Origin of the sequence: Paraburkholderia sp. JPY419 (assembly GCF_050435705.1) — a bacterium.
Lineage (GTDB): Bacteria > Pseudomonadota > Gammaproteobacteria > Burkholderiales > Burkholderiaceae > Paraburkholderia > Paraburkholderia youngii.
This window is the reverse complement of the sequence record NZ_JBNDKV010000002.1, coordinates 1,580,907-1,606,821: the sequence shown is the minus strand read 5'-3', so window position 1 is coordinate 1,606,821 and position 25,915 is coordinate 1,580,907. Positions and strand designations below refer to the sequence as shown.

Genomic DNA, 25,915 nt, shown 5'->3' with positions numbered 1-25,915 from the left:
TTCGCTTTAGGAGATATTCATGTCTAGCATCGGACACGATGTAGTCGCGGGCCACGAGCACGTGCACGGCGACCATGCCCACGAAACGCCGCAAGGCTGGCGCCGTTGGCTGTTCGCCACCAACCACAAGGACATCGGTACGCTGTACCTGATCTTCTCGTTCACCATGTTCCTGTCCGGGGGCGTGATGGCGCTGATGATCCGTGCCGAACTGTTCGAGCCGGGCCTGCAGATCATGCGTCCGGAGTTCTTCAACCAGTTGACCACCATGCACGGGCTGATCATGGTGTTCGGCGCGATCATGCCGGCGTTCGTCGGCTTCGCGAACTGGATGGTGCCGTTGCAGATCGGTGCATCGGACATGGCTTTCGCGCGGATGAACAACTTCAGCTTCTGGCTGCTGCCAGTCGCGGCCGTTCTGCTGGTCGGCTCGTTCTTCTCACCGGGCGGCGCGACCGCCGCGGGCTGGACGCTGTACGCACCGCTGTCCACGCAGATGGGCCCGGGCATGGACTTCGCGATTTTCGCGGTCCACCTGATGGGTGCGTCGTCGATCATGGGCGGTATCAACATCGTCGTAACGATCCTGAACATGCGCGCACCCGGCCTCACGCTGATGAAGATGCCGATGTTCGTCTGGACGTGGCTGATCACCGCGTACCTGCTGATCGCCGTGATGCCGGTTCTCGCGGGCGCGATCACGATGGTGCTGTTCGACCGTCACTTCGGCACGTCGTTCTTCAATGCGGCAGGCGGCGGCGACCCGGTCATGTACCAGCACATCTTCTGGTTCTTCGGGCACCCCGAGGTGTACATCATGATCTTGCCGGCGTTCGGGATCGTCTCGCAGGTGATTCCGGCGTTCTCGCGCAAGCCGCTGTTCGGCTATAGCTCGATGGTGTACGCGACGGCGTCGATTGCGATTCTGTCGTTCATGGTCTGGGCGCACCACATGTTCGTGACCGGCATGCCGGTGACTGGCCAGCTGTTCTTCATGTACGCGACGATGCTGATCGCCGTGCCGACCGGCGTGAAGGTGTTCAACTGGGTCGCGACGATGTGGCGCGGCGCGCTGTCGTTCGAAACGCCGATGCTGTTCGCGGTGGGCTTCCTGATCGTGTTCACGTTCGGCGGCCTGTCGGGTCTGATGCTCGCGATGGCGCCGCTCGACATTCAGTATCACGGCACTTATTTCGTGGTCGCGCATTTCCACTACGTGCTGGTGGCGGGGTCACTGTTCGCGCTGTTCTCCGGGTGGTACTACTGGGCACCGAAGTGGACCGGCTGGATGTACAACGAAACCCGCGGCAAGATCCACTTCTGGGCGTCGATGTTCTTCTTCAACCTCGCGTTCCTGCCGATGCACTTCGTCGGTCTCGCGGGCATGCCGCGTCGCTATGCGGACTACCCGGCACAGTTCACCGACTGGAACCAGGTGATCTCGATCGGCGCATTCGGCTTCGGTCTGTCGCAGGTCTACTTCCTGTTCGCGGTGGCGCTGCCGGCGTACCGTGGTGGCGGTGAGCTCGTAGAGGCGGGCGACAAGCCGTGGGACGGCGCAACGGGCCTCGAGTGGACCGTGCCGAGCCCGGCTCCGTTCCACACGTTCGAGCATCCGCCTACCGTCGAGTAAGCCTGTCCCGGCGAAGTGCCGGGTTCCGGCGGCGCGATACATGCCGCTACCGGAATCGGGCGCTTCGCGAGGCGGCTGCAGTCGGGCGGTCTCACCAGTCAAGAACCGTATTCAGAAAGTCGAGCATGACGCGCAATCCACAGGAAAGACGTACACCGGAGCAGATTCGCGCGGGCAATAGGCGGATAGGGTTGGTGATGTTCGCGATCGCCGCGGTGTTTTTCGCGAGCGTCATCGTGAAGCAGTGCTGGTTCAGCTAACGCCGCAGTCGCAGTCCGTATGCAGGTTTGTTGAGGATTCAGATGTCGACGCAACCGCCGGCCGAGGCCGACCGCTCTTTCAACCGTTCGATGCTGATCAAGCTGTTCGTCGTCGCTTTGATGATGTTCGGTTTCGGTTTCGCGCTGGTGCCGATGTATCGCGCGATCTGCCAGATCACCGGCGTGAACAACCTCGTGCAGCGCGACGTTTCGGCGCGCGAGGCGAAGAATACGCAGGTCGACATGAGCCGCACGATTTCGATCGAATTCGATGCGAACGCGCGCGGCCTGTTGGGTTTCAAGCCGGAGCAGCGCAGTCTCGACGTGCATCCGGGCGAAGTGACGACCGTCATGTACGACGTCAGCAACGGGCAGTCGCGCACGATCCGTGCGCAGGCGATCCCGAGCTACGCGCCGAAGCAGGCGACCGAGTACTTCAGGAAGATCGAGTGTTTCTGTTTCACGCAGCAGACGTTGAACGCGAACGAGACGAAGCGGATGCCGGTGGTGTTCGTGGTCGATCCGAAGTTGCCGAAGGACGTGAAGACGATCACGCTGTCGTACACGTTTTTCGAGTTGAACACACCGGCGGCGGCAAGCGCGGATGACGCGACGCCGAAGGCAAATGCAGTGAACGACGCGACAGCCACTCCCGCGAAGCCGGCCTGAAAGCAGCTTTGACGGCGCGAGCCACGGACGAACGAAGGAAGACGAAGCGAGATGAACGATAACGGCGGCAGTCCGCGCAAGAGCAGTTTCGCTCAGTCGATGCGCGCGGTGTTCTGGTCGTTTTTCGGCGTGCGCAAGCGCCGTGATCTCGAGGCGGACGCGACGCAGCTGAACCCGCTGCATGTGATCGTGGCGGCGCTGATCGGCGCGGCGGTCCTGATCGGGGTGCTGATTCTGGTCGTGCGCCTCGTGGTCGGTTGAGGCAGTAGCAGGGCACAGCAGCACAGAAGAGCCCGCGAATTAGAGAGAAGCGGTGCGGTATCGACGCGCCGCCGAAGATACAGCCGGAGATTCCGGAACAACTGGACTGAAGTGGAGAATCAAGAATGAGCGGTCAAAACGAGAGCCCGTACTATTTCGTACCGCATCCGTCGCGGCATCCGATCAGCGCCGCTACCGGGTTGCTGGTCATGCTCGGATCGCTTGCGGCCTGGATCAATGACCACACGTGGGCGCCGCTCGGCGTGCTCATCGGTCTGCTGTGGCTGCTCTTTACGCTGTGGCACTGGTTCGGCGACGCGATCGCCGAATCGGAAGGCGGCATGTACGGCAAGAACGTCGACCGCTCGTACCGCTGGAGCATGAGCTGGTTCATCTTCTCCGAAGTGATGTTCTTCGGCGCATTCTTCGGCGCGCTGTTCTATGCTCGCGAAATCGCAATGCATCAGTTGGGCAGCCTCGACTACAAGCTGATCTGGCCGGACTTCACGGCGGTGTGGCCGAACAACGGCCCGGCCGAGCTCGTGGGCACCTACAAGTCGATGCAGCCGTGGCCGGTGCCGACCATCAACACGGCGCTGCTGCTGTCGTCGGGTGCGACGCTGACGGTGTCGCACCACGCGCTGCGCGACAACCATCGCAAGAAGGCGATCGCGTGGCTCGCGGCGACCCTCGTGCTGGGCGTGTGCTTCCTGTTCCTGCAGGGTTTCGAATACTTCCATGCATATCACGAGCTGAACCTGACGCTGGCTTCGGGCATCTACGGTTCGACGTTCTTCCTGCTGACCGGCTTCCACGGCTTTCACGTTTTCCTCGGCGGCACGATGCTCGCCGTCGTGCTGGCGCGCCTGATTCGTGGCCACTTCACGCCGGAACATCACTTCGCGTTCGAAGGCGCGGCCTGGTACTGGCACTTCGTCGACGTCGTGTGGCTCGGTCTGTACGTCGTCGTGTACTGGCTGTAATGCAGTCAGACCCGCGCGCGCCGCTCGTCGGCGCAGGCGCGGGACGTGCGCGCAACACCTGTCAGGCGGCGCGCACGAGCAGTATGCAAGGATGAATGCAGCGCCGCCCTCGACCTGTCAGGGCGGCGTTTTGTTTGGTGGCGTGAAAATTTTGCCGCCGACGCTTTGCGCCGGCGACCTATCCGCGATCGTCAGCGCCCGTACGGAATCCCGGTCGACTGAATCCAGCCCATCCAGTGTGCGAACAGGATGAACAGGAACAGCGAGATCGACAGGCCCACGCGCGTGGCGAGCGACCAGACCATCCGCTTGGTCTTGCCTTTGTCGTGCATCATGAAATACAGCGCCGACACCATGCTGGCGATGATCAGAGCAAAGGCGATGGGAACGATAATGTGCATGGAACCAACTGAAACCGGAAAGCGCAGTGGCAAGACGCTCATTATCGCACCGCGCGCGGGCGTCTGCCGCAGGTTCCCGGCGGCCCTGCACGCGATGACGGAGTACCTGCAATGAAGTTTCGCCTGATTCCCGTGCTGCTGATCCTGCTGGTCGTCGTCGTGACGGTGCGGCTCGGTTTCTGGCAGCGCGATCGTGCGCATCAGAAGGAAGCGCTCGAGGCGCGCATCACGCAGTTCGAAAACGCGCCTGCGCTGCCGGTCAGCGCGGCGCCGCTCGCCCTGAAAGACGTGGAGTTTCATCGGGTGAGAGCGCGCGGCAGTTTCGTCGCGGACAAGGTCGTGTACCTCGATAATCGTCCGTATAGCGATCAGCCCGGCTTTTACGTCGTGATGCCTTTTAAACTTGCCGACGGCGGCTACGTGCTCGTCAATCGCGGCTGGCTGCCGCGCAACCTGAGCAATCGCGAGAACATCGCGCCGTACACGACGCCGTCGGGCGAGGTCGAGATCGAAGGGATTGCGCGAGCCGACGCGTCACGCGCGTTCGAGCTCGGCGAGGGCGGATCGGCCGCGCATCACCTGATCCGGCAGAATCTCGATGTCGCCGCGTACGCGGCGGAGACCGGATTGCCGCTGCAATCGTTCGTGATCCAGCAGATCGGCGACGCGCACGACGGTCTGGTGCGCGACTGGCCCGCGCCGACCACCGGCGTCGAGCGCAACTACGGCTACATGCTGCAGTGGTGGGGCATGGCCGCCGCGGCGCTCGCGTTCGGTCTGTATGCGGCGCGCCGCGCGGGCAAAAAAGAACACGCGCCGGGCGCGTGAGGAACGCAAGGCACGGCTCGCCGTCGTCCAAACATTGAAAGAGGTTCCGTAGTGTCGACTCATACTCCCCGTTCGCCGGAAGTTGGCGAACCCGCTGGCAAAGCCGCCGGCAAACCCGCCGCGGCCAGGCCGATGCCCGGCCAACCGAACGGCCCGGGCTCGTGGCGGCGCGGCCGCTGGGTGCTGCTGCTGCTCGCGGTGATCTGTGCGGCGCCGATCGTGATCTCGTACTTCATGTACTACGTCATCAAGCCGACCGGCGGCAGCACGAACTACGGCGCACTGATCGACCCGCAACGGCCGATCCCCGACTCGCTCGTGGTCACCGGCGAGGACGGTAAGCCGCTGAAGCTCGCGTCGCTGCGCGGCCGCTGGCTGATGATCTCGGTCCACAATAGCGCGTGCGACAAAGCCTGCGTGACAAAGCTGTACTTCATGCGACAAATCCGCGCAGCGCAAGGCCCGGAACGCGAGCGCGTCATGGAGGTGTGGCTGCGCACCGATGCGGACAAGGTCGCCGATGTGATACAAAGCGCCTACCCCAACACCGACATGCTGATCGCCGATCCGGCGCAGGTTGCCGCGTGGCTGCCCGCCGACACCGGCACGCGGATCACCGACCACATCTACCTGGTCGATCCGAACGGCAATCTGATGATGCGTTTTCCGAAAGACGCGAACCCGAGCAAGATCAAAGGCGACCTGACCAAGCTGCTCAAGTGGTCGACCATCGGCTGATGCCGCAACCTGGGTAAAAGAGATGTTCGTATTGCAACTGGGCCTGATCGGCTTGTGTATCGCGTTGCTGCCGCTGAACTACGTATGGGTCAAGGCCGACGACAACAAATTCCGCAAGCTGGTCTGGCTCACCACCTTCCTGACGCTCGATCTCGTGATTTTCGGCGGCTTCACGCGCCTCACCGATTCGGGCCTCGGCTGCCCGGACTGGCCCGGCTGCTACGGCACGTCGTCGCCGTTCATCGCGCACGCGGCGATCTCCGCCGCCTATCAGGCGATGCCGAGCGGTCCCGTCAGCATGACGAAGGCGTGGATCGAAATGATCCACCGCTACTTCGCGATGGCGATCGGCGTGCTGATCATCGCGCAGACGATCATTGCGTGGACGGCGCGCATCAAGCGTCGTCCGCTGCACGTGTCACCGTGGTGGCCGACTTCGCTGCTGCTCCTGATCGTCGTGCAAGGCGCGTTCGGCGCGTGGACCGTGACGATGAAGCTGCAGCCGATCATCGTGACCACGCATCTGCTGCTCGGCCTCGCGCTGCTCGGCACCCTCGGCTGGCTCGCGGCGCGCTTGACGCCGCTGCCCGCCTACGAGCCGGAAGCCGCGCGCTGGCGCGCGGCGGCGCTCTCGGGTCTTGGACTGCTGGTACTGCAGATCGCGCTCGGCGGCTGGGTCAGCACGAACTACGCGGTGCTCGCGTGCACCGACTTCCCGACCTGCAACGGCCAATGGATTCCGCCGATGGACTTCGCGCACGGCTTTCACCTGTGGCGCGCTCTCGGCATGACCGGCGACGGCGACGTGATCACGCAGGATGCGCTGGTCGCGATTCACTGGACGCATCGCACGTTCGCATTCGCCGTGATCACCTATCTGGTGTGGTTCGCCGTGAAGATGCGCCGTTTCGAGTCGCTGCGGCGACCCGCCAACGGCGTGCTGCTGGTGGTGCTGATCCAGTTCATCACCGGCTTGTCGAACATCGTGCTGCAATGGCCGTTGCCGATCGCGGTCGCCCATAACGGCGGGGCCGCGATCCTGCTGCTACTGCTCGTTATGTTAAACTTTCGGATCGCTTATAGCCGTCCCGGCCGCGCCACGCTCCCTGCGCGCGAAGCCGCGCCAGCGTGACTCACATGGACAGCACAACACTCTCCCATTCGCCCGGCAGCCGGGTCTCCCAATATCTCGCACTGACCAAGCCGCGTGTTACGCAGCTCGCGGTGTTCTGCGCGGTCATCGGCATGTTCCTGTCGACGCCGGGCATGGTGCCGTGGACCGTCCTGATCGGCGGCACCGTCGGCATCTGGCTGTTGGCCGGTGCTGCGTTCGCGATCAATTGCCTCGTCGAGCAGCAGATCGACGCGAAAATGCGCCGCACGTCGTGGCGTCCGTCGGCGCGCGGCGAAATCACTACCCGGCAAATCCTGCTGTTCTCGGCCGTGCTCGGCGGCCTCGGCATGTGGACGCTGTACACGTTCGCCAATCCGCTGACCATGTGGCTCACGCTCGCCACGTTCGTCGGCTATGCGGTCATCTATACGCTGCTGCTGAAGCCGGCCACGCCGCAGAACATCGTGATCGGCGGCGCGTCGGGCGCGATGCCGCCGGCGCTCGGCTGGGCAGCGGTCACCGGTCACGTGCCCGGCGACGCATGGATCCTGGTGTTGATCATCTTCGTATGGACACCGCCGCATTTCTGGGCGCTCGCTCTGTATCGCCGCAAGGACTACGAAAACGCCGGCCTGCCGATGCTGCCGAACACCCACGGCGAAAAGTACACGCGCCTGCATATCCTGCTCTACACGGTCATTCTGTTCGCGGTCACCCTGATGCCGTTCATCTCCGGCATGAGCGGCGTCGTGTATCTCGCGGCGGCGGTGCTACTGGGCGCCGTGTTTCTCGCGTATGCGTGGAAGATCTACCGGGAGTATTCGGACGAGCTCGCGCGCAAAACCTTCCGTTATTCGATCGTCTATCTGTCGCTACTGTTTGCCGCGCTGCTGATCGACCACTATGCGCGCGTCGTAATCGGCGCGTAACACCATGCTCAACAACCGCTTTGCGCGCGTCGCGCGCGCCGCTGTGATCGCATGCGCGCTCGGCGCGGCGCTGGGCGGCACACTGCTGATGACCGGTTGCGGCAAGCAGCCGCCGGCTTTTACGAATCTCGACATCACCGGCAATACACAATTCGCCAGCGATTTCTCGTTGCCCGACACGTCCGGCAAGATTCGCACGCTTGCCGACTACAAAGGCAAGGTCGTCGTGCTGTTCTTCGGCTATACGCATTGCCCGGACGTCTGCCCGACGACGATGGCCGAGCTGTCACAGGCATTGCAGCAACTCGGCCCGGAAGACGCGAAGCGTGTGCAGGTGCTGTTCGTCACACTCGACCCCGAGCGCGACACCCCGCAGTTGCTCGCGCAATACGTGCCGGCGTTCAATCCGAGCTTCGTGGGCTTGCGTCCTGCCAGCGAAGAGCAACTCGCGAAGCTCGCGAAAGACTTCCGCGTCTACTACGCGAAGGTGCCGGGCAAAACGCCCGACAGCTACACGATGGACCACACGGCCGCGAGCTATGTGTTCGACACTGACGGCAAGCTGCGTCTGTTCGCGCGCGATGGTCAGGGTGCGACGCCGTGGGTGCACGACTTCAAGCTTTTGCTCGATTGACGCGTATCGCAGGCGGCTTTTTGTCGCGCCGCCGCTTACGCGTCCCCGCATCGATCTCTTCTTCGCAACTCGCGCTCAAACCGGGGTCGGCAGATTCAGCCCCGGCGCGATACGCGTTGTCTTGAACTCCGTCACCTCGTAGCGCGCGAGCTGTTGCTCGGCGAACGGATCGCTCGCGAGAATGCGATCCAGCCTGTCGCGCTCGATACGCACCGCGAGGATGATGCCGCCGTCGCGCGGCACTTTCGGCCCAGCCGCGACGAAGATGCCAGCGTCGAACTGCTTGGCGAGAAACGCGCGATGCGCGTCGAGCGCGTCGTCGATACGATCGAGCGGGGCGGTGTAGATCAGGTTGATCACATACATGGTCGTTCTCAGTGGCGGTTGAGTGGGCCGTGCCAGGCCACGGCTCCCAATTATCGGTTAGCTGCGGTTTTGCGTCGCGCTAGTCAGCACGCTCGCGCTCTGCATATCCATATGCGCTAAGGGTATTTTCCAACTTGCCGCCCGTATGAAACAATTTCGGGCTTGGCCGACGGCGCGCCAGCACGAACCGGAGCGCCGCCCATTTTCATCCGACTCCGGCATCCATCGGAGCCATCGACTCAAAAAGTCGAACCGCAACAGCGAGAAACACATGCAGCGCAGAAATATTCTCAAAGCCCTCACCGCAGTCGTCGCCGGTGCGGCGATCCTGACCAGCTTCGGCGCGCACGCCGACGACAAGGTCGTCAAGGTCGGCACGATCGGCGGCCCGGACGCGCAGATCTGGGAAATCGTCACCAAGGTTGCGAAGCGCGAAGGCTTGAACGTGAAGGTCGTCGAGTTCAACGACTACATCCAGCCGAACGCCGCTCTCGATGCCGGCGACCTCGACGCCAACAGCTTCCAGCACCAGCCGTACCTTGATAGCCAGACCAAGCAGCGCGGCTACAAGCTCGTCAACGCGGGCCTCACGTACATCTCGCCGCTAGGCGCGTACTCGAAGAAGCTGAAGTCGCTGAAGGATCTGCCGCAAGGCGCGAAGGTCGCGGTGCCGAACGATCCGTCGAACGAAAATCGCGCGCTGCTGTTGCTGCAGGCGCAAGGCCTGATCAAGCTGAAGGACGGCGCGGCCACGGGCGGCAACAATGCGACGCCGCTCGACGTCGTCGACAATCCGAAGAAGATCAAGTTCGTCGAGCTCGACGCTGCGCAACTGCCACGTTCGCTCGCCGACGTCGATGCTGCCGTCATCAACACGAACTTCGCGCTGGCCGCCGGCCTGCAGCCGACCAAGGACGCGATCGCGCTCGAAGACATCCACAGCCCGTACGCGAACCTGATTGCCGTGCGCACGAAGGACAAGGATCAGCCGTGGGTGAAGAAGCTGGTTGCCGCGTATCAGTCGGAAGACGTGCGCCAGTTCATCAAGACGCAGTTCAAGGGTTCGATGGTGCCGTCGTTCTAAGCGACGCGTTCAGCGCGATCCCACGCGCAGCCGCATGGCATCGCAAAAAGCACGCGCCGCACAGGCGCGTGCTTTTTTTTATAGCTCCAACTCCCATCTTTCGATCATCAGATCGTGGCCGAAGCGGCGCTGCGTCGCGCTGTCGGCCAGCTTGAATCCAGCGCGCTCACAAAGCCGCCGCGGCTCCGCCAATGCGCTCGCGGTGGTCAGCGTCAGCTTCGTGTAGCCCCCGCGCCGCGCGAAGCGCACACATTCGCTGATCAGCTGCGTGCCGATGCCGAGCCGCCGCACGTCCGGTTCGACCCACAGCAGGCGTATGCCCGCGACCGTCGTCGAGACCCCCACGAGGCAAACCGAGCCGACCACCAGACCTTCCTGTTCGGCGATCCAGCACTTCTCGCGCACTGGGTCGTTGCGCTGCGCGTACTCGGCGACGACGCGCGCGAGCAAGCCCTCGAACGTGTGATCCCAACCGTATTGCGCGGCGAACCACTGCGCCTGCCGATGCACGAGCCAGCCGCATTCGCCGGCGCGCGGCTGACGCAGCACCACGAGCTCATGCTTCGGCTTGTCGCCGAGCAGCCGCTCGATCAGCTTCATCGCGGCGATCAAATGCTCCTGCGATAGCGCGCTGAGTTTATCGAGCAGGCCGAGTGCTTCGTGGATGGCGGCGGCCTCGAGCGGTGCGTAGGTGGCGTGGCCGTGCTCGGTGAGCGCGATCAGCGACTGGCGCGCGTCGGTGTCGGACGGGCGGCGCGAGATCAGGTTGCGTCGCTCGAAACTGGTTAGCAAGCGGCTCAGATAGCCACTATCGAGGCCGAGCGCGCGCCCGAGCACCGATGCTGTCTGCGCACGGGCACGCGATAGCTCGTGCAGCACGCGCACTTCCGTCAGCGAGAACTCGCTTCGCGCCAGATGCTCGTGCAGGGCGCCGATGCACTGGGTATAGAAGCGATTGAAATGGCGGACGGCCTGAGCGCGCCGCAGCGCCTCGGAATCAGTCAAGGACGGCTCCCCCGAAACTTTTTTGTGGTCGGTACAGCGCACTATATCGGCACGACCCTCATTTACAAAGCCAGTCCCTCGCAGCCTGGCGCCAATTGGTATTAAACAGGTATTGATCATCGAGGGTGACTTGATACCACTAAAGCCCGGTCGCAGCTCGCTGGTATCGTCAAGTGGTCAGATTCGGGAAAGTCCTGGTCCGCGAATCCCTTTCGCAACAGCCCTTAAATTCGCATCTTAACCTTACCTGGTAAGGCTTTCCGGCCGTCCTGACCAACATGGAACCAGTCCGTTGACTGGTATTATGTTGGTTATATAATGGGCTCTCATTTTTCGAGGCCGTGCTGCTCGCGGCGTCCCTGGAGTCCCATGGAAACTCGCTGGTCCGCATTGATGCCTGACGTGCGCAACGTCACGCCGCTCTACCTGCAGCTCGCGCGCAACCTGGCGACGGCGATCCATTGCGGCGTCTGGTCGGCCGGCGAGGCTCTGCCCTCCGAGCGCACGCTGTCCGACGCGATCGGCGTATCGCGCATCACCGCGCGCAAGGCGATCGAGCTGCTGGTCGAGCAGGGACTGATCCGGCGCTCGCGCGGCGCCGGCAGCTTCATCACGCCGCGCGTCGAAGACCCGCTGTCGCGTCTCACCGGCTTCACGAAGAAGATGCAGCAGCGCGGTTTCCGCCCGGATTCGGTATGGCTCGAACGCGATGTGCGCGCTGCCAGCCGCGACGAGCTTCTGCACCTCGGCCTGTCGCCGGGGGCGGCCGTCGCGAGCCTGCGGCGGCTGCGGCGCGCGGACGGCATCGTGATGGCGGTCGAGCATTCGGCGCTGCCGGTCGCGATCGTGCCCGATCCGCTCGTGATCGGTAACTCGCTGTACAGCTATCTCGAGCAACGCGGCGCGGCTGTCGTACGCGCGTTGCAGCACTTCCGCGCGGTCAACGCGTCGAGCGAAATCGCCGCGCTGATGGACATCGAACCGCGCACCGCACTGCTGGTCATTACCCGTATCGGCTACAGCGCGGATCAGCGCGCGATCGAGCTGACCGACACCTATTGCCGCGACGACTACTACGACTTCGTCGCTGAATTGCGCACCTGAACTGCGCGGGCCGCATAGGCCGCAAGTCCGGCGAACGCACTTTTGCCGCATACGTATCACGCACCAGAGAGACCCATGCTGACCGGAAACATACTCACCACCGAAGGGTGGATCCACGGCACGCTCGAATACGAAAACGGCCGCATCACGGCGCTGTCAGGCGAGCGTGTCGATCCGTCGACGAACGACGCACCGTACATCCTGCCCGGCTTCATCGATCTGCACGTGCATGGCGGCGGCGGCGCCGACGTGATGGAAGCCGGCGACGCGATCGAAACGATCACCCGCACGCATGCGCGCTACGGCACCACGAGCCTGCTCGCAACGACGATGACCGCGCCGCGCGACGAACTGATGAACGTCGTCGCCGGGCTCGGCACCGTCACGCGGGTGCGCACGCCGGGCTGCGCGCGGGTGCTCGGCGTGCATCTGGAAGGGCCGTACATCAACCCCGGCAAGCTCGGCGCGCAGCCCGACGCGGCGGTGTCGGCGGTGATGGACGAGGTGCTCACGTATCTGTCGATCGCGCCGATCCGCGTCGTCACGCTGGCGCCCGAGATCGCCGGCCACATGGAGATCATCTCCGAGATGACGGCGCGTGGCGTGCGCGTGCAGCTCGGCCATTCGCTCGGCACCTACGACGACGCGGTCGCCGCGCTCAAGCACGGCGCGTGCGGCTTCACGCATCTGTTCAACGCGATGTCGCCGCTGCATCACCGCAACCCTGGCCTCGTCGGCGCGGCGCTCGCGCACGCCGAATACGCCGAAATCATTCCCGACCTGCTGCACGTGCATCCGGGTGCGATCCGCACCGCGCTGCGCGCGATTCCGCGCCTGTACGTGGTGACGGACAGCACGTCGGCCACCGGCATGCCCGACGGCGAGTACCGCCTCGGCAGCCAGCACGTGACCAAGTGTCTGGGTGGCGTACGGTTGGCCGACGGAACGCTCGCGGGCAGCACGCTGACGATGGATCAGGCGCTGCGCAATCTTGTCTCGATCGGCCTACCGATCGCCGATGTATCCCACCGTTTGTCGCGCTACGCCGCCGACTATCTCGGCATCGAGGACCGCGGCCGCATCGCGCGCGGTGCGTGGGCCGACGTGGTCGTCTTCGACCGCGAGCTGGCGCTTAGCGCAACCTACGTCGAAGGAGAAGAGATTGTCGAATATGCTTAAGGAAGCGCTCGCGTCCGCAGCAACGGTCGCCGAGCAGCTCAAGGACTCCTCGCGCGTCGCGACGCTCGCCGCGAAGCTCGCGCAACAGCCGCGCCACGTCGCGCTGACCGTCGCGCGCGGCAGCTCGGACCACGCCGCCAGTTACTTTGCCTCTCTGACGATGAGCCGCCTGGGCGTGCCGGTCGCGTCGCTGCCGATGTCGGTCGCGACGCTGCAGCAGGCGCCGCTGCAGGTGCGCGATCAGCTTGCGCTCGCGTTTTCGCAATCGGGCAAGAGCCCCGACCTCGTCGGCACGATGAACGCGTTGCGAGCAGCCGGCGCGCTGACGGTTGCCGCCGTCAACGCCCCCAGCTCACCGCTCGCCGACGCGTGCGAGTGGCATCTGCCGCTCGTCGCCGGTCCCGAGCTGAGCGTTGCCGCGACCAAGAGCTACATCGCGATGCTGTCGATCTCCGCGCAACTGGTTGCGCATTGGCAGAACGACGCCGAGTTGCTCGCTGGACTGAATACGCTGCCCGACGCGCTGGAACGCGCGGGCCGCCTCGACTGGTCGATGGCCGTCAACGAGTTGCGCGGCATCGAGCGGATGATCGTGATCGGCCGCGGCCTTGGCCTCGCGATCGCGCAGGAAGCCGCGCTCAAGCTGAAGGAAACTTCCGGCGTCCAGGCCGAAGCGTTTTCGAGCGCGGAAGTGCGTCATGGTCCGATGGAACTGATCGACCGCGACTATCCGCTGCTCGTGTTCGCACCGCGCGGGCCGGAGCAGGCGGGTCTGCTGCAACTCGCGCACGACATGCGCGCGCGCGGCGCGCGTGTGCTGCTCGCGGCACCCGATGACGTCGCGCAAGCTTCGCTGCCGCTCGTCGCCACCGCACACGCGGCGCTCGATCCGATCGCCGCCATCCTGTCCTTTTACGTGATGGCCGCGGATCTTGCCGCCGCGCGCGGGCGCAATCCCGACGCGCCACGCCATCTGAACAAAGTCACCGAAACTCACTGACGAGAACGACGATGCGACGTGTCGAGAAGTCCAACCTGATGAGCCATTCCGAAGATCACATTGTTTTGCTTGCACCGCTGACCGGTCCGGTGGTGCCGCTCGCGAAGGTGCCGGACCCGGTGTTTGCGGGCGGCATGTTCGGCGACGGCATCGGCGTCGATCCGCTCGAGGGGCGGCTCGTCGCGCCGTGCGACGGCGTCGTCACGCATCTCGCGCGCACCGGCCACGCGGTGACGCTCGAGAGCGCCGAAGGCGCGCAGATTCTGCTGCATATCGGTATCGACACGGTCGGACTGAACGGCAAGGGTTTTGCGCCGATGGTCGCGCAGGGCGCCAAGGTGCGCGCCGGTGACGTGCTGATCGAGTTCGATCAGGATCAGGTCGCGCTGAACGCGCCGAGCCTCGTGTCGGTGGTCGCGATCGCGAATTCGGATGCGTTCGAGATCATCGAGCGGGCGCCGGACGGTCACGTCAAGGCCGGCGCAACGCCGCTGCTGGTGCTGCGCGCGCGCGAAGGCGTCAGCCATGACGCGGCGCGCGAGGCGTGCGCCGCGCAGGTGATGGACGAAGCGCGCCGGCAGATCACGCTGACGCACGCGGGCGGTCTGCATGCGCGGCCCGCGGCGCGCGCGCGCGAAGCGGCGCGTGGCTTCGACGCGCGCGTCGAGGTGCGCTACGACGGACGCAAGGCGCCGATCGAAAGCGTGGTGGGTCTGCTGGGACTCGGTGCCGGCGAAGGCGCGAGCGTCGAGTTGCTCGGCGTCGGTCCGCACGCGCGGGCGGCGGTCGATGCGATCGCCGCTGAACTGACGCGCGAAGCGCACGGTGAGGTGGAACACAAGCCCGCGCGGCCGGCGACAGCACCGACGACCGTGGTTGCCACGCCCGCCGCGGGCGAGCCGCTCGCGCCGAATACGCTCGCGGGTGTATGCGCGGCGCCGGGCGTCGCGCTCGGCAAGCTGGTGCGCTGGGACGACGCGGACGTCGATCCGCCGGAGCAGGCGAGCGGCACGTCGGCGGCGGAGAGCCGTTTGCTCGACAAGGCGATCGCGACCGTCGACGCCGATCTCGACACGATCGTGCGCGATGCGTCGCAACGCGGGGCGGTCGGCGAGGCGGGAATCTTCGCGGTGCATCGCGTGCTGCTCGAAGATCCGACGCTGCTCGACGCCGCGCGCGATCTGATCAGCCTCGGCAAGAGCGCGGGTTTTGCGTGGCGCGAGGCGATCCGCGCGCAAATAGACATCGTGAGTAATGTGGAGGACGCACTGCTCGCCGAGCGGGCCGCCGATCTGCGCGACATCGAAAAGCGTGTGCAGCGCGCGCTCGGCTACACGAGCAGCGCCGCCCGCGCGCTGCCGGACGAGGCGGTGCTCGCGGCCGACGAATTCACGCCGTCGGATCTGTCGTCGCTCGATCGCACGCGTGTGACCGCGCTCGTGATGGCACGCGGCGGCGCGACCTCGCACGCGGCGATTCTCGCGCGTCAGGCGGGCATCCCGGCGCTGGTTGCGGTCGGCGACGCGTTGCATGCGATTCCCGATGGCACGCAGGTGGTGGTGAACGCGAGCACCGGCCGGCTCGAATTCGCGCCGACCGAACTCGACGTCGAACGCGCCCGGTGCGAACGCAGCCGCCTCGCCGACGTGCGCGATGCGAATCGCCGCACCTCGCAACAGGCAGCGGCGACCGCCGACGGCCGCGCGATCGAAGTGGCCGCCAACATCGCCACACTCGACGACGCGAACGCCGCGGTCGACAACGGCGCCGACTCGGTCGGCCTGTTGCGCACCGAGCTGCTGTTCATCCACCGCCCCGCCGCGCCGAGCGCGGACGAGCATCGCCACAGCTATCAGGCGATCGTCGATGCGTTGCGCGGCCGCAGCGCGATCATCCGCACGCTCGACGTCGGCGCGGACAAGGAAGTCGACTATCTGACGCTGCCGCCCGAGCCGAATCCCGCGCTCGGCCTGCGCGGCGTGCGCCTCGCGCAGGTGCGCCCCGATCTGCTCGACGACCAGCTGCGTGGCCTGCTCGCGGTGCGTCCGATCGGCGCCGTGCGCATCCTGCTGCCGATGGTCACCGATGCGGGCGAACTGATCCGCATCCGCAAGCGTATCGACGAACTCGCACGCGAAGCGGGCAGCACCGAGCCGGTCGAAGTGGGTGTGATGATCGAAGTGCCGTCGGCCGCATTGCTCGCCGATCAGCTCGCCCAGCACGCCGATTTTCTGTCGATCGGCACGAACGACCTGACCCAATACACGCTCGCGATGGACCGCTGTCAGCCCGATCTCGCGGCGCAGGCGGACGGCCTGCATCCGGCGGTGCTGCGGCTGATCGCGGCGACCGTCGAAGGTGCCGCGAAGCATGGCAAATGGGTCGGCGTGTGCGGCGCGCTCGCCGGCGACCCGCTCGCGATGCCGCTGCTGGTGGGCCTGGGTGTGACCGAGCTATCGGTCGATCCGGTCTCGGTGCCCGGCATCAAGGCACGCGTGCGCACGCTCGACTATCAGTTGTGCCGCCAGCGCGCTCGCGAGGCGCTCGCGCTCGACTCGGCGCAGGCGGTTCGAGCCGCAAGCCGCGCGGCGTGGCCGCTCGATTGAAAGATTAATCAAATGGAGAACTCGCACGCCGTGCGTCCGGCAGTACGGCTGCCTTCACGCGCGGCGCGATTCTCCGCATCGCTGCACTACTCACCGAAGACGTACCCCACGAGACAAAATTGGAGATACCGATGGATGCAAATCCGTTTCTGAAGATACAGCGCCTGGGACGCGCGCTGATGCTGCCGATCGCGGTGCTACCGGTCGCCGGCCTGCTGCTGCGGCTCGGCCAGCCCGACGTGTTCAACATCAAGATGATCGCCGATGCGGGCGGCGCGATCTTCGACAACCTGCCGTTGCTGTTCGCGATCGGCGTGGCGGTCGGCTTCGCCAAAGACAATAACGGCGTCGCGGGTCTGGCTGGCGCGATCGGCTATCTGGTGCAGACCGCGGTGATGAAGGACATCAACGACAAGCTCAACATGGGCGTGCTGTCGGGGATCATCGCGGGGATCGTCGCGGGGCTGCTGTACAACCGCTACAAGGACATCAAGCTGCCCGACTACCTGGCGTTCTTCGGCGGCAAACGCTTCGTGCCGATCGTGACAGGCGTGGTCTGCGTGGTGCTAGGCATCATATTCGGCCACGTGTGGGCGCCGGTGCAGAGCGCGATCGATCTGGCCGGCCACTGGCTCACGACGGCCGGCGCGCTCGGCGCCTTCGTGTTCGGTGTGCTGAACCGCTTGCTGCTCGTCACGGGCCTGCACCACATCCTGAACTCGCTGACATGGTTCGTGTTCGGCAGCTTCACGCCGGCCGGCGGCGCGGCGGTCACGGGCGACCTGCACCGCTTCTTCGCCGGCGACCCGACCGCGGGCACTTTCATGACCGGCTTCTTCCCGGTGATGATGTTCGGCCTGCCGGCCGCGTGTCTCGCGATGTTCCACGAGGTGCCGAAGGAGCGTCGCGCAGTGGCCGGCGGCCTGCTGTTCTCGATGGCGCTCACGTCGTTCCTGACCGGCGTGACCGAGCCGATCGAGTTCAGCTTCATGTTCCTTGCGCCGGTGCTGTATGCGATCCACGCGCTGCTGACGGGGCTGTCGCTTGCGATCTGCTCGGCGCTCGGCATTCACCTCGGCTTTACCTTCTCGGCGGGCTTCATCGACTATGTGCTGAACTTCGGTCTGTCGACGAAGGGCTGGTGGGCGATTCCGCTCGGTATCGTGTACTCGGTCGTGTACTACGGTCTGTTCCGCTTCTTCATCCGCAAGTTCAACATGGCGACGCCGGGCCGTGAGCCCGCCGCTGCGGAAGAGCAGGTCGAGTCGTTCGCGGCGGGTGGTTTCGTCGCGCCGGCGGCCGGTGCGGCCGTGCCGCGTGCGCAGCGTTATATCGCGGCGCTCGGCGGGGCAGCGAACCTGTCGGTCGTGGATGCATGCACGACGCGTCTGCGCCTGTCGGTCGTCGATGCGGACAAAGTCTCCGAAAGCGAACTGAAGTCGATCGGCGCGCGTGGCGTGCTCAAGCGCGGCGCGAACAACGTGCAGGTGATCATCGGACCGGAAGCGGACATCATCGCCGATGAGATGCGTACGGCGATCGCGCAGGGTCAGGGCGACGCAGTGAAGGTGGCGAGTGCTACCGTGTCGGCGCCGGCTACCGCTGCCGCGCCGGCCGCGCGAAACGCCGGGCGCGCCGACGACGCGCAAAGCGGCCCGCTCGACCCCGATCCGCTGCGCTGGCTCGCCGTGTTCGGCGGCGCGGGCAACGTGGTCTCGCTCGATGCGGTCGCGGCGACGCGTCTGCGCGTGGTCGTGCGCGATGCGGCGGCGATCGATCGTCAGCGCCTCGCGTCGCTCGATACCGCGTGGGTGTCGACCGACACGTTCCATATCGTCGTCGGCGAGGCCGCGCAGCGCTATGCGCAGAAGCTGGCCGAGCGGCTGTCGTTGCAAGGCGGTGGCGCGGGCGCGGCGCCGGTGCCCGCTTGATCGGCTGATGGCTGTCGGGCACTGTTGAGAGAAAAAGAGCGGCACCTTGTCCCATCCCAAGGTGCCGCTTTCGCGTCTACGACCAAAGCGTGCCGCCTGGCGAGTCACCCGCTTATGGTCCAGCTCAATACATCGAATGGTGGTTTTCCTTGATCGCAGCGGCGGTCACCTTGCCGCGCATCACGCGATAAACCCAGCCGGTATAGAGGAGGATGATCGGCAGGAACAGGATCACCGCGAACAGCATGATTTCGAGCGTCATCTGGCTCGACGTCGAATCCCACATGGTCAGGCTGCTGCGGCCGTCGAGTGACGAAGGCATGATGAACGGGAACATCGAGAAGCCCGCGGTCAGGATCACGCCGACGACCATCAGCGACGTCGACAGAAATGCCGTCGCCTCGAAGCGCGAGCGTGCGAGCAGCACCGCGAGCACTCCGCCGACCAAACCCGCGAGCGGCGCGATCGCAGTCCACGGATAGAGCGCGTAGTTGTTCAGCCACAAACCCGGCGCGCCGATCACGGTTTTCATCAAAGGATTGGAGACCGCGTCGAGCGGCGGCATGTCGACGATCTGATAGCCGCCGATCATCGTCGCGACGAGCGCGCCCGCGATGAGAAACAGCACCACCGCGCATAGCGCCGAGAGCCGCAGCGCCTTCGACGCGCGCTCGTGAACCTCGCCATCGGTCTTCCACTTGACGAACGCCGCGCCGTGCGCGGCCAGCATCGACACGCTGACGAGACCCGTCAGCAGCGCGAACGGATTGAGCAGGCCGAAGAAACTGCCGTGATAGGTGACGCGCAGATCGGTATCGAACGAGAACGGCACGCCTTGCAGCAGATTGCCGAACGCGATGCCGAACACCAGCGCAGGTACGAAGCCGCCGATGAAGAGACCCCAGTCCCACGCGTTGCGCCAGCGCGGATCCTCGCGCTTGCCGCGATAGTCGAAGCCGACCGGACGGAAGAACAGCGCAAACAGCACCAGCAGCATCGCGAAGTAGAAGCCCGAGAACGATGCCGCGTAGGCGAGCGGCCACGCCGCGAACATCGCGCCGCCCGCGGTCACGAACCAGACCTGGTTGCCTTCCCACGTCGCGCCGACCGTGTTCACGACGATGCGGCGCTCGGAGTCCGTCCTGGCGATGAACGGCAGCAGGATCGCCGCGCCCATGTCGAAGCCGTCGGTGAGCGCGAAGCCGATCAGCAGTACACCTATCAATACCCACCAGATCAGTCTGAGAGCTGCGTAGTCCATATGGCTTATTCCTCTGAAGCGGTGTGGCGGCGCGTCACGCGGCCGTGTTCGACAGCGGCTGAGTCACCTGCTGGTCGTTCTCGTGGTGATAGCGGCCGGTATGCAGCGACGAAGGGCCGAGCCGTGCGTACTTGAGCATCAGCATGATCTCGATGACGAACAGCCCCGTGTAGAACAGCACGAAGCCGCCGATGCTCAGATACAGATCGCGCGGCGTCAGTGTCGATGCGGCCAGGTTGGTCGGCAGAATGCCCGCGATGCTCCACGGCTGGCGGCCCATTTCGGCGACGATCCAGCCGAGCTCGGCGGCGAGCCACGGCAGCGGAATCGCGATGACCGCCCAGCGCAGGAACCAGCGACGCTTTTCGAGCAGCAGCGTGCGCTGCGCGCAGAACCAGAACGCGAGCACGAAGGTCGCGAGGAACAGCAGGCCGAGGCCGACCATCATGCGGAACGAGAAGAACAGCGGCAGCACTGGCGGAATCGTGCTTTTTGCCGCGGCCGCGATCTGGTCTGGCGTCGCATCGGTGACGTTAGGCGCGAACCGCTTGAGCAGCAGGCCGTAGCCGAGATCGTCCTTGTACTTGTCGAACGCGGCGTGCGCTTCGTCGCTCGAGTCGCCGCCTTTCAACTTTTGCAGCGCCGAGTAGGCGAGCATGCCGTTCTTGATGCGCCCCTCGTTTTCGACGATCAGGTCGCGCAGGCCGACCACGGGTTCGCTCAGCGAGCGGGTCGCGATGATGCCGAGCGCGTACGGCACGCGGATCGCGTAGTCGGTGCGCTGCTCCTTTTGATTGGGAATACCGAATACCGTGAACGGCGCCGGCGCGGGCGCGGTCTCCCATTCGGATTCGATTGCGGCGAGCTTGACCTGCTGGACTTCACCGGTGCGATAGCCGGATTCGTCGCCGAGCACGATTACGCACAGCGCCGACGCGAGGCCGAAACCGGCGGCGATCGCGAACGAGCGCAGCGCGAACTCGGTGTCGCGGCGCTTCAACAGATACCACGACGACACCCCGAGCACGAACATCGCCGCGGTCACGTAACCGGCCGACACCGTGTGCACGAACTTCACCTGTGCGACCGGGTTGAAGATCACCGAGCCGATGTTGTCGAGCTCCATGCGCATCGTCTGGTAGTTGAACGTCGCGCCGACCGGATTGTTCATCCAGCCGTTGGCGATCAGAATCCACAGCGCCGACAGGTTCGATCCGAGCGCGACACAGAACGTGACGATCAGATGCTGGACCTTTGACAATCTGTTCCAGCCGAAGAAGAACAGACCGACGAACGTCGATTCGAGGAAGAACGCCATCAGTCCTTCGACGGCGAGCGGCACGCCGAATATGTCGCCGACGTAATGGGAGTAATAGGCCCAGTTGGTGCCGAACTGAAACTCGAGCGTGAGGCCGGTCGCGACGCCCATTGCAAAGTTGATGCCGAACAGCTTGCCCCAGAACTGCGTCATGTCCTTGTAGATCTGCTTGCCGGTCATCACGTAGACCGACTCCATGATGACGAGCAACCAGGCGAGGCCGAGCGTGAGCGGCACGAACAGAAAGTGATAAAGCGCCGTGATGGCGAACTGGAACCGCGACAGTTCTACGACTTCGCTAACGGGCATGTTGATCACCTCCGGACGGATGCGGGGCGGGCACCGACAGTAGCGCCTGCGCGACCTGCTGAGGCGGCAGCATCATGTGCTCCGCCTGCGGATGATTGAAGAATGTGAACTTGAGCGCCATCAGTAGGGCGAACTTGATGGCGAGAATGATGGCGATATCGCGCGCCAGCGTTGGACCGCGCACCCACCTGCTGAACCCGGCGCGCAAGCGCGACCGGACAGTGCTGCTGCGATTGAGGGCTAGGGTCATGATCGGTCGAAAGACGACTTCACGCCGGAGAGTCCGGCCGGATCCAGACCGCCCTTGCCGTCAGGCAGTCTGGCGAATGCATGCCGATTGTAGGAGGGGAAACCTCGTGCTCTGAGGGTTAGCCATGCGGCATCACGTCGCGAAACTTGCCGCGTCTGTGCAGTATTGCTACCGGACTCGCGATACGTCAAGAAAGGCTTACCGGGCTCGACAGGCCGGCTTGGGGACAGGCCTACGCGAATGCGCTGCGGCCGGGAGACGCACGAATGGACGAAAGGAATGAAAAAGCCCCGCCGTCTTGCGAGGGCGGGGCTTGAGCGATGGTCGCTAAATAGTACGCGACCGGTTACCGTGTGTCGCTGTTACCGTCGTGGGCGGGACACAATTGACGCGCGCATGGCTTCGACGCTTACGCGTATTCGGTCAGTGCGCCGCGCATCTTCTTCATCGCGCTGGCTTCGATCTGGCGGATACGTTCGGCCGACACGCCGAACTCGTCGGCCAGCTCGTGCAACGTGGAGCCGCCCGAGCCGTCGTCGGCCACCTTCAGCCAGCGCGCTTCGATGATGCGGCGGCTGCGCGGATCGAGCGCGTCGAGCGCGCTTGCGATGCCGTCGCTTTGCAGCCGGTCGCGCTGACGCGAAGCCAGCACGGCGGTCGGCTCGCTATGCGAGTCGGCCAGATAGGCGATCGGCGCGTACGACTCTTCACCGTCTTCGACCTGACCTTCGAGCGCGATATCGCCGCCCGACAGACGCGTTTCCATCTCCGCGACCTCTTCGCGCTTCACGTTCAGTTCCTTCGCGAGACCTTCGATCTCGTCCGGCGTGAACGCGCCGAGGCCCTGCTTGTGGCTGCGCAGGTTGAAGAACAGCTTGCGCTGCGCCTTCGTGGTGGCGACCTTCACCATGCGCCAGTTGCGCAGGATGTATTCGTGGATCTCGGCCTTGATCCAGTGCATCGCGTACGACACGAGGCGCACGTTTTGCTCGGGATCGAAGCGCTTGACCGCTTTCATCAAGCCGATGTTGCCTTCCTGGATCAGGTCGGCGTGCGGCAACCCGTAACCGAGGTAGTTACGCGCGATCGACACGACGAGTCGCAGGTGCGACAGCACGAGGCGGCGCGCCGCCTCCAGATTGTCATGTTCGCGCAATTCAATGGCGAACTGGCGTTCTTCCGCCGGCGTCAGCATCGGAATCCGGTTGACCGCCTGAATATAGGCGTCGATGTTGCCCAGTTGACCGGACAGCAGCGAGGAATGCGAGAGCGCCAGTGCACCTGCCGGAGCGGCCTTAGCCGACGACGGGCTCAAAGTACTCGGAAGGGTCATTGCATGGCTCACGTGTGAAGCTCCTTTGGAATCAGACAATTGCGTACTCAGTAAACGACTCCAGCGATGGATGTTAGCACTCAGATCTGCCGAGTGCTAATACTTAGATGTCGCAGGGATATCCAAGTTCCGGAAAATCCTATTGAGCGTTGATTTCTGATAGTCATCATACGCTCTATTTGCATTGTGCGTTGAACCTGTACAAATTACCGTTCGAGGCGGCTGCAGCCTCATGATCGACTGACATCATTCTGTTCTAAAGTGAATAATTGCTGTTTGGGCGCATTATCTGGAAGATACTTGCCCCTAATTCGTGCTTGGAACAAAGGGGGCGCTCGCTTAATAGTCACCAGAATGGGGGCTGAATGAACAACAAGAATCTTGTGGTCCGTGCACTTACTCTAAAAAGTGCGTTGGCCGTTCTGCTGCTGGGTGCGGCGGGCGCGTCCCGGGCCGACCAGTTCGGCGTGCTGGTGGCCGCCGGCGTCGGTGATCGTCACGTCAAGAGGCTCGATCTCGGCGTGGTCTGGGACCCGAACCTCACCTGGTGGCAGATCGGCGACTGGCATTTCGCGCTGATCGGCGAGGCGCACGTCGCGTGGTGGCACACCAATGAAGGAAACGTTCACGACAACATCGGCGAGATCGGTGTGACGCCGGTGATCCGCTTCGCCAAGTCGTCGGGCTTGGTGCGGCCATTCATCGAGGTGGGTGCCGGTGTCGGGTTGCTGACCAGCCCGCGCATTTCTTCCGACTTCACGTTGGGCACCGCGTTCCAGTTCTCCGAGATGGCGGGCGTCGGGCTGCAGTTCGGCGCTCATCGGCAGTATGTCGCCGGCTACCGCTTCCAGCATGTTTCCAATGGCGGTATCAAAGAGCCGAATCCTGGTATAAATTTCAGCCAGCTATATTTGCAATATCACTTCTGACCGTGGCCCCTTTGCGGCTCGCGGTGTTCGAGGGGCTCTGCAATGGCGGCAAAGATGATCGAAGCGATTCGCGGGCTCGAGCGAGAGCGATTTCGCGCGATGGTCGACGGCGATGGGCAGTCGCTCGACACGCTGCTCGCTGACAACGTGAGCTACGTTCATACGAACGGCAAGCGCGAGACGAAGCGACAGTTCATCGACGGGATCACCGCAGGGCGCCGTCGTTATCGGCAAATCGAGGTGCAGTCGCAAGACGTCCTGCCGGCCGGGCGCGAGACCTACGTGGTCACGGGCCGCGCGCTGATCGAGATGGAAGCGAACAACGGCGCGCTGCTGTTCCCGATTGCCTACACCGCGATTCACACTCACGAAGACGGCCAGTGGCGGCTGATCGCATGGCAGGCGACGCGTTGCGCGCTGGAGTGAGATTTTCATCGCGCGGGCGCGCCTCGTGAGCGCGCCCGTCCCGGCAGCCGAATGCGGGGTGCGCACTCCGCCGCCGCAAGCTCAAGTCGGATTTACGCGGTTGCGCAATCCTCAGCTTTATCGCGGCTGTTTGCGCCGTATTCATCGCGCTCGGCATCCGCGTCGCGCGCCGCGCGTGAGCCGCGCATCGCCACTTCTCCCGCATACGGATGCCGCGCGGCCACTGGAAGCCGCGTGCAGCGCTCCGCCACGCGCCGGATCGTCGCGAGATCCGAGAAATCCAGACCGCTGTCGATACCCATCGCGTCGAGATTCATCGCGAGTGTGACGAGGTCGACGTTGCCGGTGCGCTCGCCATTGCCGAACAGACAGCCTTCGATGCGATCCGCGCCCGCCAGCAGCGCGAGCTGCGCCGCGGCCGTGGCGGTGCCGCGATCGTTGTGCGGATGCACCGACAGCACGATGCTGTCGCGGTAGCCGAGGTTGCGGTGCATCCATTCGATCTGGTCGGCGAATACGTTCGGCGTGGCCGCTTCAACGCTCGCCGGCAGGTTGACGATCATCTTGTGATTGCGCGTCGGCCGCCACGTTTGCGCGACCGCGTCGCATACCTCGCGCGCGAACGGCAGCTCGGTCGTGTTGAAGGTCTCGGGCGAGTACTGGAAGGTCCAGTGCGTTCCCGGCCGCGCCTGCGCATGTTCCTTGATGACGCGCGTGCCTTCGACTGCGAGCGCCTTGATCTCGTCCTTCGATTGCTGGAACACGATGCGCCGGAACGACGGGCAGATCGCGTTATACAGATGCACGATCGCGCGCGGCGCGCCTTCGAGCGCTTCGAACGTGCGTGCGATCAGCTCCGCGCGCGACGGTACGAAGACTTCGATCGTGACGTCGTCGGGAATGCGCCGCTCCTCGATCAGCTTGCGCACGAAGTCGAAATCGGTCTGCGAGGCCGACGGAAAGGCCACTTCGATTTCCCTGAAACCGATCGCGACCAGCATCTCGAAGTACTCGAGCTTTTGCGCGGCGTTCATCGGCTCGATCAGCGCCTGGTTGCCGTCGCGCAGGTCGGTGCTCATCCAGGCGGGCGCGGCGTCGATCGTGCGACTCGGCCATTTGCGGCCGGTCAGCCGCACGGCGGGAAAGGGGCGGTACTTTTCAGCGGGATTGCGCAACATGGTGAGGTGCCTCATTCGTGGTGTCGTCGGCGGAGGGTGGGACGTCGAGCGGTTGGCCGACTGTCACGCATGCACGATGCGGATGCCCGAGGCAACGTGCATTTGATCCTCTCGCTTCGCCCGCGCGGTAAACGGACGAATGCAAACGACGACAGGTTGTGGAGAACTACGACGGGGGTGAAGCGA

At 64.5% G+C, this 25,915-nt stretch carries 26 protein-coding genes and 1 pseudogene; 19 read left to right on the top strand and 8 right to left on the bottom strand.

Annotation, left to right across the window (positions count from 1 at the left end; translation table 11 throughout):
• Window positions 1-19: 19 nt before the first annotated feature.
• From ctaD to QFZ91_RS13480, 5 genes are all read left to right on the top strand, one after another.
• On the top strand, window positions 20-1,633 hold the full coding sequence (gene ctaD / locus QFZ91_RS13500; protein ID WP_176382420.1) for a cytochrome c oxidase subunit I: 1,614 nt from the start codon (window positions 20-22) through the stop codon (window positions 1,631-1,633).
• A gap of 125 nt (window positions 1,634-1,758) precedes the next feature.
• The gene (locus tag QFZ91_RS13495) at window positions 1,759-1,893 is read left to right on the top strand and encodes a cytochrome oxidase small assembly protein (protein ID WP_217709958.1); all 135 of its coding nucleotides are present in this window, start codon (window positions 1,759-1,761) and stop codon (window positions 1,891-1,893) included.
• A gap of 42 nt (window positions 1,894-1,935) precedes the next feature.
• Entirely contained in the window at window positions 1,936-2,562 is a 627-nt protein-coding gene (locus QFZ91_RS13490) for a cytochrome c oxidase assembly protein (RefSeq protein WP_368715245.1), read from the top strand.
• 51 nt (window positions 2,563-2,613) lie between these two features.
• Complete coding sequence (locus QFZ91_RS13485; protein WP_368594793.1) at window positions 2,614-2,823, top strand: DUF2970 domain-containing protein; 210 nt, start codon at window positions 2,614-2,616, stop codon at window positions 2,821-2,823.
• Between the two features lie 125 nt (window positions 2,824-2,948).
• Window positions 2,949-3,806 (top strand): cytochrome c oxidase subunit 3, encoded by an 858-nt coding sequence (locus QFZ91_RS13480; protein WP_176109649.1) that lies wholly within the window; start codon window positions 2,949-2,951, stop codon window positions 3,804-3,806.
• Between the two features lie 191 nt (window positions 3,807-3,997).
• Here the strand turns inward: QFZ91_RS13480 and QFZ91_RS13475 are convergent, their stop codons facing one another.
• The gene (locus tag QFZ91_RS13475; RefSeq protein ID WP_008921867.1) at window positions 3,998-4,207 is read right to left on the bottom strand and encodes a twin transmembrane helix small protein; all 210 of its coding nucleotides are present in this window, start codon (window positions 4,205-4,207) and stop codon (window positions 3,998-4,000) included.
• Between QFZ91_RS13475 and QFZ91_RS13470 the strand changes: the two genes are divergently transcribed.
• The 6 genes from QFZ91_RS13470 to QFZ91_RS13445 are packed head-to-tail and all read left to right on the top strand — an operon-like array spanning window position 4,140 to window position 8,450.
• Window positions 4,140-4,322, top strand: coding sequence for a hypothetical protein (locus QFZ91_RS13470; RefSeq protein WP_429568687.1), 183 nt, complete (start codon window positions 4,140-4,142; stop codon window positions 4,320-4,322). The genes QFZ91_RS13475 and QFZ91_RS13470 overlap by 68 nt on opposite strands.
• Window positions 4,319-5,035 carry an SURF1 family protein gene (locus tag QFZ91_RS13465; protein WP_429567516.1) on the top strand — a complete coding sequence of 239 codons (717 nt, stop codon included), beginning with the start codon at window positions 4,319-4,321 and terminating at the stop codon, window positions 5,033-5,035. The genes QFZ91_RS13470 and QFZ91_RS13465 overlap by 4 nt, the downstream gene beginning before the upstream one ends.
• 51 nt (window positions 5,036-5,086) lie before the next feature.
• Window positions 5,087-5,773: an SCO family protein gene (locus QFZ91_RS13460; protein ID WP_429567515.1), complete on the top strand. Its 687-nt coding sequence runs from the start codon at window positions 5,087-5,089 to the stop codon at window positions 5,771-5,773.
• A gap of 22 nt (window positions 5,774-5,795) precedes the next feature.
• Window positions 5,796-6,905, top strand: coding sequence for a COX15/CtaA family protein (locus tag QFZ91_RS13455; protein WP_429567514.1), 1,110 nt, complete (start codon window positions 5,796-5,798; stop codon window positions 6,903-6,905).
• Window positions 6,906-6,910: 5 nt separating this feature from the next.
• Window positions 6,911-7,816: a heme o synthase gene (gene cyoE / locus QFZ91_RS13450; protein ID WP_429567513.1), complete on the top strand. Its 906-nt coding sequence runs from the start codon at window positions 6,911-6,913 to the stop codon at window positions 7,814-7,816.
• A gap of 4 nt (window positions 7,817-7,820) precedes the next feature.
• A complete protein-coding gene (locus QFZ91_RS13445; RefSeq protein WP_013088289.1) occupies window positions 7,821-8,450 on the top strand; it encodes an SCO family protein in 630 nt (209 codons plus the stop codon).
• Window positions 8,451-8,525: 75 nt separating this feature from the next.
• On the opposite strand, the gene QFZ91_RS13440 is transcribed toward QFZ91_RS13445, so the two are convergent.
• The gene (locus QFZ91_RS13440; RefSeq protein ID WP_176109643.1) at window positions 8,526-8,816 is read right to left on the bottom strand and encodes a YciI family protein; all 291 of its coding nucleotides are present in this window, start codon (window positions 8,814-8,816) and stop codon (window positions 8,526-8,528) included.
• Between the two features lie 271 nt (window positions 8,817-9,087).
• On the opposite strand from QFZ91_RS13440, the gene QFZ91_RS13435 reads away from it, so the two are divergent.
• A complete protein-coding gene (locus QFZ91_RS13435; RefSeq protein WP_429567512.1) occupies window positions 9,088-9,900 on the top strand; it encodes a MetQ/NlpA family ABC transporter substrate-binding protein in 813 nt (270 codons plus the stop codon).
• Between the two features lie 78 nt (window positions 9,901-9,978).
• Here QFZ91_RS13435 and QFZ91_RS13430 read toward each other — a convergent pair whose 3' ends face one another.
• Window positions 9,979-10,905, bottom strand: a complete 927-nt coding sequence (locus tag QFZ91_RS13430; protein ID WP_429567511.1) for a bifunctional helix-turn-helix transcriptional regulator/GNAT family N-acetyltransferase — start codon at window positions 10,903-10,905, stop codon at window positions 9,979-9,981.
• Window positions 10,906-11,274: 369 nt separating this feature from the next.
• On the opposite strand from QFZ91_RS13430, the gene QFZ91_RS13425 reads away from it, so the two are divergent.
• From QFZ91_RS13425 to nagE, 5 genes are all read left to right on the top strand, one after another.
• The gene (locus QFZ91_RS13425; RefSeq protein WP_429567510.1) at window positions 11,275-12,009 is read left to right on the top strand and encodes a GntR family transcriptional regulator; all 735 of its coding nucleotides are present in this window, start codon (window positions 11,275-11,277) and stop codon (window positions 12,007-12,009) included.
• A 75-nt stretch (window positions 12,010-12,084) separates the two neighbouring features.
• A complete protein-coding gene (gene nagA / locus QFZ91_RS13420) occupies window positions 12,085-13,188 on the top strand; it encodes an N-acetylglucosamine-6-phosphate deacetylase (protein ID WP_429567509.1) in 1,104 nt (367 codons plus the stop codon).
• Window positions 13,172-14,188, top strand: a complete 1,017-nt coding sequence (locus QFZ91_RS13415) for an SIS domain-containing protein (RefSeq protein ID WP_429567508.1) — start codon at window positions 13,172-13,174, stop codon at window positions 14,186-14,188. Before nagA ends, QFZ91_RS13415 begins: the two co-directional genes overlap by 17 nt.
• Window positions 14,189-14,226: 38 nt before the next feature.
• Window positions 14,227-16,794, top strand: coding sequence for a phosphoenolpyruvate--protein phosphotransferase (gene ptsP, locus QFZ91_RS13410; RefSeq protein WP_429568636.1), 2,568 nt, complete (start codon window positions 14,227-14,229; stop codon window positions 16,792-16,794).
• Window positions 16,795-16,925: 131 nt separating this feature from the next.
• Window positions 16,926-18,725 carry an N-acetylglucosamine-specific PTS transporter subunit IIBC gene (nagE, locus tag QFZ91_RS13405; protein WP_429567507.1) on the top strand — a complete coding sequence of 600 codons (1,800 nt, stop codon included), beginning with the start codon at window positions 16,926-16,928 and terminating at the stop codon, window positions 18,723-18,725.
• A gap of 124 nt (window positions 18,726-18,849) precedes the next feature.
• Here nagE and cydB read toward each other — a convergent pair whose 3' ends face one another.
• The 4 genes from cydB to rpoH all read right to left on the bottom strand — a co-directional run bounded on the left by cydB (window position 18,850) and on the right by rpoH (window position 23,208).
• On the bottom strand, window positions 18,850-19,986 hold the full coding sequence (gene cydB / locus QFZ91_RS13400; protein WP_176382447.1) for a cytochrome d ubiquinol oxidase subunit II: 1,137 nt from the start codon (window positions 19,984-19,986) through the stop codon (window positions 18,850-18,852).
• Window positions 19,987-20,020: 34 nt separating this feature from the next.
• Window positions 20,021-21,613, bottom strand: coding sequence for a cytochrome ubiquinol oxidase subunit I (locus QFZ91_RS13395; protein WP_368594780.1), 1,593 nt, complete (start codon window positions 21,611-21,613; stop codon window positions 20,021-20,023).
• Window positions 21,603-21,863 (bottom strand): cytochrome oxidase putative small subunit CydP, encoded by a 261-nt coding sequence (cydP, locus tag QFZ91_RS13390; protein ID WP_429567506.1) that lies wholly within the window; start codon window positions 21,861-21,863, stop codon window positions 21,603-21,605. The genes QFZ91_RS13395 and cydP overlap by 11 nt, the downstream gene beginning before the upstream one ends.
• A 409-nt stretch (window positions 21,864-22,272) precedes the next feature.
• Window positions 22,273-23,208: an RNA polymerase sigma factor RpoH gene (gene rpoH, locus QFZ91_RS13385; RefSeq protein ID WP_176125074.1), complete on the bottom strand. Its 936-nt coding sequence runs from the start codon at window positions 23,206-23,208 to the stop codon at window positions 22,273-22,275.
• Window positions 23,209-23,561: 353 nt separating this feature from the next.
• On the opposite strand from rpoH, the gene QFZ91_RS13380 reads away from it, so the two are divergent.
• Together QFZ91_RS13380 and QFZ91_RS13375 are read left to right on the top strand one after the other, a co-directional pair.
• Window positions 23,562-24,125, top strand: a complete 564-nt coding sequence (locus QFZ91_RS13380; protein ID WP_429567505.1) for an acyloxyacyl hydrolase — start codon at window positions 23,562-23,564, stop codon at window positions 24,123-24,125.
• A gap of 42 nt (window positions 24,126-24,167) precedes the next feature.
• On the top strand, window positions 24,168-24,551 hold the full coding sequence (locus QFZ91_RS13375) for a nuclear transport factor 2 family protein (protein ID WP_008921685.1): 384 nt from the start codon (window positions 24,168-24,170) through the stop codon (window positions 24,549-24,551).
• A 191-nt stretch (window positions 24,552-24,742) separates the two neighbouring features.
• Here the strand turns inward: QFZ91_RS13375 and QFZ91_RS13370 are convergent.
• Window positions 24,743-25,729 (bottom strand): annotated as a pseudogene (locus tag QFZ91_RS13370) (2-isopropylmalate synthase); the annotation flags it as partial.
• Window positions 25,730-25,915: the final 186 nt, after the last annotated feature.